We start from the raw sequence: 11,788 nt of genomic DNA on the forward strand, positions 1-11,788 counted from the left end.
TAGGTAGACAGTTAAGCACTGATTTTCTACTGTAACCCCCAGGCCATAGCCTCCCAGAGTCATGCGGGGATCAGGGATTTTAACCTGTTGATAGGATAGATTTAGTTTTTCCTTAACTTAATTCCAGGCAATTTGTGTATAATGTTATAACAGTGAGCGATCGCGAATGTACCAGAAATTTTTGGGAATAGGGAAATTGATAGATTGGTGTAATTGAATACAAATCTTGTTAGCATATTTTGAAATCAATTAGCAATTGCGATCGGTAATATGGCGCATCAGAAAATGTAGATAATACTTCACAACTTATTCACAAAGGCTACCTAGACTGGGTAAACAGAGCTTAATAAATCCGCGTTAACCATCAACTTTGATCAACTTGGAGTTTTAAATTATGAGTACCTGTCCTTGCTGTGGTTCACCTATGTTAAGGCATATCAACCATAACCGAATTTATTGGTACTGCCAACACTGCCACGAAGAAATGCCTAACCTGTCTTTTATAGTAAGTCTCCAACGATCTGCAAGTCGGATATCTAGCCCCCTTGTGGCTCTGAGTTTTGAGGAAACTAACCTAGAAATGCCAGTGCTGGCTTAGTTTTTCCGACTAAAAGGCAGTAAAATGCCTAACTTGTATATTTGTATATACGATACCTTTTGGCTAAATCCGGTTTCTATCTACACAAAGGCTGCAATATACCCTCGCAGGGTCATGACCATATCACTCCATGAGCAAAATCATCAACTCCAACTAATCACGAGGGTATTGGCAAATTTTCCAGAAAATTGATTAAGTGGCGATCGCTAAGGTAAATTGAGCGATAGCTACTATGCAGCAGCCTTGATGGAAACTCCAATATGTCCACGGAACGATCGCAGTCTTCTGAACCCAAGCGACCATTACCCTATTCACCACCGCCTAGGTCTCAACGTCACCCTTGGCGGGATTTGGCGATCGCATTATTACGGAAAATCATTAAAATTTTGGAAGGCACCATTGACCAATTGGAAGCCGACCCTCAAATTCCCCGTCGTCGCCGTGGTTATGTTTGGTGGTGGGGTGCAATTTTATTAGTCATATTTGGTGTAGGACTGCTGCTGTTCTCGAAGTCTGGACCGGAAACCGCTACCAATTATCAGAGAGTTGAGGATATCCCACCAGTGACCACAACGGAGACACCACCACAGGTCCCCGTCACTGCGGAAACTATTTCCGAACCACCAGCCGAACCAGAAACCCCAGAAGTTCCTGAAGGCGAACCCCCTAACCCGGAAACCGAAATAGAGCCGGGTCGTTTACCTCCAGAACTAATTACCCCGAAGGCGGCGGAACCTGTGGGTTTGATTGCTTCTACTTTGACTGTGGAACCTTCTTTAACCAACTCAATTCGCGATCGCCTTGCTAAACTAACTAAAGCCTATGGCGAGGATTTGATTGGGTCAGTTAAAGCGAATTTTGCCGGGAGTTTATTAGAAGTGGAGATTAGCGATCGATGGTATCAGCTAGAATCTAAATATCAAAGTCGTTTGGCTAATCAATTATTTAAGCAAGTGCGATCGCTCGATTTTACTCGTCTGGAAATCCGAGATCGCGATCGTCAGCTTGTAGCTCGTAATGCCGTCATTGGATCTGATATGATTATATTTACTCCCTTGAAAGCAGGCGTTATGGAACTTTCCGACCCTCAATAACCGGGAAAAAATCATGCCAATGACATCTTGTAGCCATAATTTGGGGTTCATCGAATCATCGAGGGTGGCCACCTCAAAACTAACTGGGATGATGAGTAATCAATCAGAGCTGATCTAACATCCTGTGATTTCACCCCTTTGTAATCTGAACCTATGTTAATCAAATTATTAAAGCAGAGAACCTCTAACCTATTTGAGCAAGTCCCTCTCAAACAGATAATTATTGTTCCTTTTGTGCTTCAGCTATTCGCCACAGTGGGAGTCACAGGATATCTATCTTGGCGCAACGGTCAGCAGGCGGTTATGGATATAGCTAACCAACTGAGTCATCAAGCAACTAATCGCGTCAAAAGTAATCTAGCCAAATTGTTACAACGTCCCCATCTTTTATCTGAAATTCTGATTAAAGATACTATTCAAGGAGATATTAGCTTTGATGATATTGAAAGATCCGAAAACTTCTTATGGAGAATTATACAACTTTTTGAGAATGTCTATGCTGTCTATATTGGCAATGAACAAGGGCAATTTATTTATGTGAGTCGGGAATCTGATGGTTCTTTTCGAGCCAAAAGTGTCGAAGAATCACCGAATCGCTTATATTATCTGATCACACCAGAAGGCGCGCGAGGTGATTTTTATAATCAAACTATCTATGACCCGCGAATCCGACCTTGGTACACTAAAACTCTCGCCTTAAATGCACCAAATTGGAGTCCAATTTATGCCTTTCCCAATGGTAAATTAGGGATTACTGCATCCCATCCACTTTCTGACAGTCAAGGTCAATTGATCGGCGTGATTGGGGTGGATTTTGTGCTAACTTTAATTAATGATTTTTTGGGAGGTTTGGAAGTTAGCCCAAATGGGGAAGTTTTTATTGTGGAATCCTCCGGTTTATTAGTGGCTTCCTCCACTAATTTTCCCCCCTATACAATGGATGATCAAAATGTAGCCCAACGCCTGCATATTTCCCAGGTTAATCACCCCATAATTAGCGGCACAGCAGCATATTTTAGCCAAAATTTTGAACATTTAAGCCAGATTAAAACCAGCCATCAAAGTAGCTTTTATATCAACGGAGAAAAGCAGTTTCTTGATGTCGTGCGTTATCAGGATAAATGGGGGTTAAATTGGCTGATTGTCGTCGTCATGCCAGAGTCAGATTTTATGGGCAGAATTAATCATAATGCCAAAATCACTTTTATGCTATCTCTTGTGGCTTTAGCTATTACGATTTGTATCGGTATATTCATGGCTAGTCGGGTAACTAGACCGATAGTTAACTTAAATAAAGCAGCCCGGAAATTTGCCCAAGGTGATTGGGAACATACCGTCCATATTTCCCGTTGTCAAGAAGTCGGAGAATTAGCTGAATCTTTTAATCAAATGGCCGCACAAATTCGGCAATCTTTTAGTGAATTAGAAGCCCAAAACAGCCTCAGTGAAGCATTAAATCGCCAGCTTTCTGACCGAGAATATTGGCTTAAACAATTCCTAGAAGCCTTGCCAGTTGGCGTTTTAGTTTATGATAAACATGGCAAGATATACTATGCCAATCAAAAGTTAAAAAAATTATTCAGGGCTGAACATATCCCAGAGGTTTCTTTAGAAGAATTTGCCGAGATAAATCATTTATATTTAAGTAGCACAGACCAGCTTTATCCCACCAAAGCATTGCCGTTAGTTAGGGCATTAAAAGGCAAAACTGTTCCCATTGAAAATATCGAAATTCGTCACCCAGATCAAACTATTTGCTGTTCCCTGATGGCTACACCAATTTTTGATAGTGAAGAAGATATTGTTTATGGAATTGGAGTTTTTGAAGATATTACTCAGCGCCGACAAGCCGAGATTGAACGCCAAAACTTTACCAAGCAATTGAAAGAGAAAAACGATGCTCTCAAGCGTATGGATGAACTCAAAGATGAGTTTCTCGCTAATACATCCCATGAACTGCGTACTCCTCTTAATGGTATGATTGGCTTGTCGGAATCAATGCTGGATGGTGTCGCGGGACCTTTAACAGAACTTCAGCGCCAAAACTTGTCTATGATTGCTAAAAGTGGACATCGTTTATCTACTCTAGTTAATGATATTCTTGACTTCTCCAAATTGCGCCATCAAACCTTAGAACTACAACTGCAACCTTTAGGTCTGCGGGAAATTGTCGAAGTTGTTGTAGTGCTAAGTAAACCTCTGATTGGCAATAAAGATATTGAGTTAATTAATGAAATACCTGATGATTTTCCGGCGGTTAATGCTGATGAAAATCGCCTCCAACAGATTCTGTATAATTTAATTGGTAATGCCATTAAGTTTACCGATTCGGGAACTGTGAAAATTACCGCCTCGGTGTTAGATACAGACGCGAATAACTCCATGGCTGTGATTAATATTTCTGATACTGGTATTGGTATTCTCCCAGAAAAACATCATCGTATTTTTGAATCCTTTGAACAGGGTGATGGTTCAACGGCGCGACAATATGGCGGCACGGGTTTGGGTTTAGCCATCACTAAACAGTTGGTGGAATTACACCAGGGTAAAATATGGTTAGATTCGGTGGTGGGGTCGGGTTCTACTTTTTCCTTTACTCTTCCTATCAGTGAGGAAATACCAGAAACTACTGCTAAGGCGGACTCACTACTGGTTAATGAGGCGGCGCTGGTGAATGCTGATGTATTGTGGGATGCTGCTATACCAGAAACTGAAAATAATCAATCTATGGCGGGGTCTAAGTTGGCTCCAGATAACAATCAGTTTAAAATTATGATTGTTGATGATGACCCGATTAATTTACAGGTTTTGGCGAATTATCTTTATTTGGAAAATTATGCTGTTACTCAGGCTACTAATGGTATGGAAGCCCTGAAAATTTTAGAGTCCGGTTTTATTCCCGATCTGATTTTATTGGATGTGATGATGCCTCGCATGACTGGTTATGAAGTGACGGAAAAAATTAGGGAAGATTGGCCACCTCATCAACTGCCAATTATGATGTTAACGGCGAAAAATCGGATTTCTGATTTAGTGGTGGGACTGGAATTAGGCGCGAATGATTATTTATCTAAACCGCTGAATAAAGAGGAGTTGCTGGCGCGGATTAAAACCCACATTCGCATTAAAAAACTCCGCACCGAAAAGGCTCATATCCGCAAGACTTTTGGGCGCTATGTAACTGATGAAGTGGTGGCGAATTTGCTAGAAAGTCATGAGCATTTGGAGTTGGGGGGAGAACGACGGACTATCACGATTTTAACTTCGGATTTGCGGGGATTTACGGCAACTTCTGAACGTTTAAATCCTGAAGAAGTGGTCAAAATTCTGAATTTTTATCTGTCAACTATGGCGGATATTATTACTCATTATAATGGGACAATTGATGAGTTTATGGGTGATGGGATTTTGGTGCTATTTGGTGCGCCTAATGTCCGGGAAGATGACCCGCAGCGAGCGATCGCCTGTGCGGTGGCTATGCAGTTGGCTATGGAGTCAATTAACCAAACTATGAAGGCTTGGGGTTATGCTAATTTAGAGATGGGAATTGGGGTGCATACGGGAGAGGTGGTAGTTGGTAATATTGGTTCAGAAAAACGAACTAAATATGGGGTGGTGGGTAAGAATGTTAATTTAACTTATCGGATTGAATCTTACACCACGGGGGGACAAATTCTGATTTCTGAATCTACCCTAGAAGCGGTAGGGAGAATGGCGAGAATTACCGGAGAAAAACAGGTGCAACCCAAGGGGGTACAAAAACCGATTACCATTTATGAATTGGGAGGAGTGGGTGTACCTTATAACTTGTATTTAAAAAGGGAAAAAGAGTTATTTGTGGTCCTACCAGAACCCATCTCTTTACAATATACGGTTTTGGAAGGAAAGCACGTCGGGGAAAATGTCTTTTCTGGTACTATTGTGGAATTGTCGGCGCGGGAAGCTAAGGTTCAAGCTGAGTCAGAGGATGAGGCTTATTTACCTTTACCTATGACTAACATTAAGCTGAATTTTAGTAGTGATATGTGCGGTTCTGGTGCGGAAGATGTCTATGCTAAGGTGTTAGAATATCCAGCAGAACCAGGTCATTTTTACATTCATTTCACGGCAAAATCGCCGGAACTAGAAGCTAAGTTAACTGCCATATATCAAGGATTAAGTTGATAGTTGATAGCCCATCATCAATGGGTAGTCTTTTCATGATTGCTGTCTCCTCCATATAGCAACGGTTCCGTTTTGACTGCCTCCTATTAAGGTGTCATCATTAAGGAAAAATACGGAGTTAATGACGGCGGGAATATCTGTTAAGGTATTCAGTAGCTCTCCGGTGGCTCGGTTCCAAATTCTGACAGTGCGATCGCCACTACTACTGGCAATTTGAGAGGCATCGGGACTGACGGCTACGGAGAGAATTTCCCCTTGATGACCTGTGAGGGTTATGGTTTCTTGTCCGGTTTGTAAGTCCCAAATTTTTATGGTATTATCACTACTACCACTGATGATATTTTGACCATCAGGAGTAATAGCCACGGCTCGGACTTCTCCGTTATGTCCTTGTAAACGGTGGCGTAACTCACCCATTTCTAAATCAATAACATGAACAGTGCGATCGCCTGAACCCGTCACCAGCCAGCGACCATTAGGACTAAAAGCCAGCGCATAAACTGTTTCTGAGTGTTGAGTATGGTTATACAAAACTTGTCCGGTACGGCGATCCCAAACTCGCACAGTATTATCAGCACTGCCAGAAGCAATATTTCTATTATTAGGGCTAATTTGTACTGTCAAAATTGAGGCTGAGTGTTCCAATGGTAAATACAATTCTCGGGTTTGTAAATTCCATTCCAGAATCCGCCAAAATTCCGTCCCTGATGCTAATTCAATGCCATCACTACTAAAGTTGACGGACAGAATAGCCGATCCATCTCCGGTGAGTGTGGAGATATTTTCCCCGGTTTGTGTATTCCAGAGTTTGATAGTATTATCCCGACTGCCACTAGCAATTATTTCTCCATCATTACTAGCTGCTACTGACATTACAGGGGCTGTATGACCTGCCAAAGTCGTTAGGTCTGCCTGTTTCCAATTAACCACACTTTGGCATTGTTCAAGCACTGTCTGTGCTTGGGGATGATAGCTAGAAGATTCGGGAATTTGTTGGGCTTGGGTAATACAACCTTGGTAGTTTCCCGCTTGTACCAAATCGGCGACTGTCTCAAACTGTTGGCTATAAAGTTGTTGTTGATTGGCTCTGGTTAGTTGTAACTGTTGCCATCTTTGATATTGATACAACAGGAAAAGTAACATAGCGATCGCCAAAGAAATACCCCCAATCACCAACCAAAAAGACGGGCGCGGACGAAAAGCGACGGATGATTTAGGCTGTTTATTAGCCACTTCAGTACGGGGATTATCTCCAAAGATATCTAAGATTTTACTCCACCCAGATTTGGGTAAGACATGAGATTTAATCACCTCGATATCTTCATCATAAATACCTAACAATTCCTGGAGTCGATCTAGTTCCCTTTGCGTTTCAGCACTAAAAGGATATTGCTGTTTAACTGCTGCTATTAATGCCTGTTCGTAACGTTCTCCCTTCTCACGATACTTACGATAGGGATTAAGTATTTCATCTTCTAAGGCTTCTGCTTCTTCCTTGGATATTTCTAAAGTGACTCGCAGTTCCTCCAAAATTTGCCTACCAACTACGGAAATATCACCTTTATGACTAGCGCAGCGTTGTATTTCTTCTCGGTAAGTTTGGAGTTTACTAAAATCGGTGGGACTGCGATCGCCCATGGTTCGCAAAGCAGTTAAAACCTCTTCCGCCGATTGATACCTTTCCCGATAGTCCAACTGCACCATGCGATCTATAATGTCGGCAAATTCGGAACTAACAATAGTTAAATGCCTCCAGAACAACTGTCCTGGGTTAGTATGATAATTTTCTCGCAGTTGTGATAATTCATAACTAGGAAGTCCGGTTAAGGCTTGAATAGCGACCATACCCACGGCATAAATATCGCTATTGAGGCGGGGGTTACACTCGAACTGCTCAATAGGCATATATTCTATGGTTCCAATCGGACCTGTGGGGGGGTTATGATTTTGGCTCAAACTAATTTCTTTAACCGCCCCAAAATCCAATAGCATTAACTTTCCGTCCGAGTCTCGCCTGAGTAAATTACTAGGTTTAATATCTCGGTGAATTACTCCGAATCTATGGACAAAAGTCAGGATTTCTAGGACATCGTAAATTATCTGAATTACCAGGTTTTCTGATAGGGGATGACCGGGCCAAAATTCATCAGAGAGGAGATGACCAGGAGTGTAAGACTCCACTAGATAAAATTCTTCGTTTTCCTCAAAATAAGCTAAAAGTTGCGGAATTTGATCATGTCTAGATAATTTTTCCAGAATCTTGGCTTCCTGGCGAAACCGACGACGGGCAATATTCAGCAGCTTGATATCTTCTACCAAAAGTCGCAAATGTTTGATAAAGCAGAGGCATTCCCCTGGGCGACGAGTGTCTCTTGCTAAAAACGTACTACCTAGATCCCCAGACTCAATAACTTCTAGGATTTGATACCGTCTGTCTAAAAGTTGGTCAATCATGATCCATATAAATACTGATGTAGATTCAACCGGTAGAAAGTAACACTATAATTGTTACAACCGTTTTCCGATAGTTTATCCGGGTCTAGTAGACTCAGATAGATATGTAGTAAGTAGACGCCCTGATGTTCTGATTATCTCAAATATACTAGTTCTGTTACTACAATATCATATTGATGAGAAAATTTACATCTAAAATTGTGGCAAATTTTTGAGAGACTTATACCAAAAAGTTTGGCAGCCTACAATCCTCTTCAATGCTTGGGTTTCCGGCAACAATTCAGATGGTATAGGGGACTGGATACCCCTACGGGTAATGGTCTGTCGTTGCCACCCCCCCCCAGGGCTAAAATCCTGATGGTGAACCCCCCCATAACGCCAGATTATCGCTGCCAGACTACAACTGTTCCATCCTGAGTGCCTCCGATTAAGGTGGCGGAGTTAATACCAAAAACTAGAGAATTAACTACGGCTTGAGGGTTAGTTAAAGTATTAAGTAATTCCCCAGTTTTTAAGTTCCAAATTTTGACGGTTCTATCCCGACTACTACTAGCAATTTGTGTCCCATCTGGACTGACAGCTACGGAAAGAACTGCGCCTCTATGACCTGTTAAAGTTATCACTTCTTCTGCTGTTCTTAGGTTCCAAATTTTGATATTGTTATCTGTACCACCACTGATAATTTGCAGAGCATCAGGAGTAATCGCAAGCGATCGCACTTCTCCGGTATGTGCTGGGAATCTATGGCGTAACTGATCTATCTGCCAATCAATAATATGAATATTGCCATCCCCTGAACCCGTAACCAACCAACGACCATTGGGGGTGAAGGCGACGGAATACACAATAGTCGAATGCTGATTGTTGTTATATAAAATTAACCCAGTTCTCCGATTCCACACTCGCACATTACCATCGGCACTTCCGGTGGCGATCGCTCTATTATCAGGGCTAATTTGTATAGCTTCAATGGGAGAGCCTCCGACTAATGGGGGATACCATTCAATGGTTTCCAGATTCCATTCTATCACCTGAGATAGTTGAGTTCCGGCTGCTAATGATAAGCCATCGTTACTAAAATCTACGGAGAGAATAGCTGATGAATTGCCTACAAAATTTTGCAGCACTTCCCCGGTTTCTATATGCCAAAGTCTGGTGGTGTTATCTCGGCTGCCACTAGCAATTATCCTGCCATCAGGACTGACAGCAACTGACTGGACGGCGGCTGTATGAATGGGGAATGTGTTAACTTTTGCTTGTTTCCAGCTAATCACATCTTGACATTGGCTGAGTAACTCCTGGGCGACAGCATACTGAGGTGAAGACTCTGGAAAAGTTTGGGCAGCGGTAATACAATCTTGATAGTTATTGGCGGCTAATAATGACTGAATATAGTCAATTTTTTCGGTATCAAGTTGTTCTTTAATATCGGCTTGTGCTCGGGATTGTATCCAGTTATTATATTGATATAATCCCCAACCTAAACCGATAATAGCTATGATAATTCCACTAATGACAAATCCCCAACGCCAGGACAGAAGACGATCGCGATCGGGATTTAATTTGCTTAAAATCTGATTTAACCAAGATTCCGGTAAAATTTGAGCCTCTATCAAAGCTACATGATCATCGGAAAGACCTAATAACTGCTGAAGTCGCCTTAATTCTTCTCTGGTTTCTCTGGTTAACGGGTATTGTAAAATATTGGCTTCAATGATAGCCATATCCTGATCAGAAATTCCCAACATTTTTTGCAGTCGGTCTAATTCTGCTCTGGTTTTCTTGGCTAATGGATATTGCTGTATAATGGCTTCGGTCAGGGCTTGTTGATAGCGATCGCCTTTCTGGTGATCTCGACGGTAAGGATTAAGAATCTCGTCTTCCATGGCTTTGGCTTGGGGTTCGGAGATTTGTAAACTCACTCGTAGCTCTTCTAAAATTTGGCGACCTACTACTGATATTTCCCCTTCATAATTGCCGATGCGCTTAACTTCTTCTCGGTATCTTTCGAGTTTATTGGCATCAGTTTGAGAAGGATTACTGAGATTATTAATATCTGCCAAAACTACCTCGCTTGACTGATATCTTTCTCGGTAGTCTGGTTTAACCATGCGATCGATAATCTCGGCAAACTCAGGACTAACAATGGCTAAATCTCGCCAGAATAATTCCCCAGCATTGGTCGGATGATTTTCTCGAATTTTTCGTAATTCATAAGCTGCCATTCCAGTTAATGCTTGAATAGCAATCATTCCCAGGGCATAAATATCGCTATTCAAGCGAGGATTACACTCGAATTGCTCGATGGGCATATATTCTAAAGTGCCAATTCTCGCCGTAGGAGGATTATTATTTTGGTGAAAACCAATTTCTTTAACCGCCCCAAAATCTAATAACATAATTTTTTGATCTGCATCCCGCCTCAGCAGATTACTAGGTTTAATATCCCGGTGAATTACTCCTTGATCATGAACAAAATTCAGGATTTCTAGAACTTCTGAGACGATGGCAATTACCGAATTTTCTGATAAAGGTTGACCGGGTAAAATTTCCTGGGCTAGGGACTGTCCATTTATATAGGATTCGACCAGATAAAATTCCTGGTTTTGTTCAAAATAAGCCAGCAGTTGGGGGATTTGGTCGTGGTGGGATAACTTTTCTAGAACCTCGGCTTCCTGTTGAAAGCGACGGTAAGTATTCTTAAATAATTGGGGATCTTCTACCAAAAATCGTAGATGCTTGACAAAGCATATAGGTTCCCCAGGGCGACGGGTATCTTTGGCTAGATAGGTACTCCCAAATTCCCCCGACCTGATTATCTCTAGGATCTGATACCGTCCATCTAAAAGTTGGTCAATCATCTGATGTCCTACCAGTGCTAAATTGTATATCATACCGCAAATTTTATCATTTGAGGTTGATGCAGTATAAAATAGATTGACAGATAGTGGTCAATAAATGGATCTGATGATTAGGGGTTCTGTCCCTAATGGCGATCGCTTGTTGGGTAAGTTTTGCAGAAAAAAATAACCATGAATATTCACCGATTTTGGCTAATTATGCTAGGAATTTTGGTAGGGGTATCCCCTGGGTCTTTAACCGTGATGCCAACACCTATGGCGCGCGCCCAAACTACCCGCCGAGAATTGCAACTTAGTCAAACTGGTAGTGGGATTTATTCCGTTAATAGTCGCTTTCAAGAATCTATTACCGCCGCCTCTATTAATGTTGATAGCAGTGGTAATGCTGAACTAACCTTTTGGGATAGTCGGGAAAATCCGGTCAAGTTAACGGGTAATATAGCCCGCGAAACGGCTTCTGGTTTGGAGATGACAATTACTGGGGCGACAATTCCCGGAGTTATCGGAACTGCCAATATTCGCTATAATTCCCACAATGAGATTAGTTCTATTTTTGTGGCTGGAACTATCGAAGGACAGCGATTTTCTATTAATTTTAGTCAGTAGAATTGGCTGGA

Annotated in this window: 5 protein-coding genes; 3 read left to right on the plus strand and 2 right to left on the minus strand. The window is 41.8% G+C overall.

Annotated features, from left to right (window positions below; genetic code table 11):
* The first annotated feature begins 858 nt into the window (after positions 1–858).
* Both XZ46_RS03070 and XZ46_RS03075 read left to right on the plus strand, forming a co-directional pair.
* Positions 859–1,692, plus strand: coding sequence for a hypothetical protein (locus XZ46_RS03070; RefSeq protein ID WP_008056896.1), 834 nt, complete (start codon positions 859–861; stop codon positions 1,690–1,692).
* 153 nt (positions 1,693–1,845) lie between these two features.
* On the plus strand, positions 1,846–5,856 hold the full coding sequence (locus tag XZ46_RS03075; protein ID WP_008056895.1) for an ATP-binding protein: 4,011 nt from the start codon (positions 1,846–1,848) through the stop codon (positions 5,854–5,856).
* A gap of 33 nt (positions 5,857–5,889) precedes the next feature.
* On the opposite strand, the gene XZ46_RS03080 is transcribed toward XZ46_RS03075, so the two are convergent.
* Both XZ46_RS03080 and XZ46_RS03085 read right to left on the minus strand, forming a co-directional pair.
* Positions 5,890–8,310, minus strand: coding sequence for a serine/threonine-protein kinase (locus XZ46_RS03080; protein WP_008056894.1), 2,421 nt, complete (start codon positions 8,308–8,310; stop codon positions 5,890–5,892).
* Positions 8,311–8,693: 383 nt separating this feature from the next.
* Positions 8,694–11,171, minus strand: a complete 2,478-nt coding sequence (locus XZ46_RS03085) for a serine/threonine-protein kinase (RefSeq protein ID WP_006667897.1) — start codon at positions 11,169–11,171, stop codon at positions 8,694–8,696.
* Between the two features lie 171 nt (positions 11,172–11,342).
* On the opposite strand from XZ46_RS03085, the gene XZ46_RS03090 reads away from it, so the two are divergent.
* Positions 11,343–11,777, plus strand: coding sequence for a hypothetical protein (locus XZ46_RS03090; RefSeq protein ID WP_006621624.1), 435 nt, complete (start codon positions 11,343–11,345; stop codon positions 11,775–11,777).
* Positions 11,778–11,788 lie beyond the last annotated feature (11 nt).

The sequence above is a fragment of the Limnospira indica PCC 8005 genome (assembly GCF_000973065.1).
Taxonomy (GTDB): Bacteria; Cyanobacteriota; Cyanobacteriia; order Cyanobacteriales; family Microcoleaceae; genus Limnospira; species Limnospira fusiformis.

Excerpts from the sequence above, each read along its gene's own strand:
- XZ46_RS03070 (WP_008056896.1), top strand. The coding sequence starts at position 859 with ATGTCCACGGAACGATCGCAGTCTTCTGAACCCAAGCGACCATTACCC.
- XZ46_RS03075 (WP_008056895.1), top strand. The coding sequence starts at position 1,846 with ATGTTAATCAAATTATTAAAGCAGAGAACCTCTAACCTATTTGAGCAA.
- XZ46_RS03080 (WP_008056894.1), bottom strand. The coding sequence starts at position 8,310 with ATGATTGACCAACTTTTAGACAGACGGTATCAAATCCTAGAAGTTATT.
- XZ46_RS03085 (WP_006667897.1), bottom strand. The coding sequence starts at position 11,171 with ATGATTGACCAACTTTTAGATGGACGGTATCAGATCCTAGAGATAATC.
- XZ46_RS03090 (WP_006621624.1), top strand. The coding sequence starts at position 11,343 with ATGAATATTCACCGATTTTGGCTAATTATGCTAGGAATTTTGGTAGGG.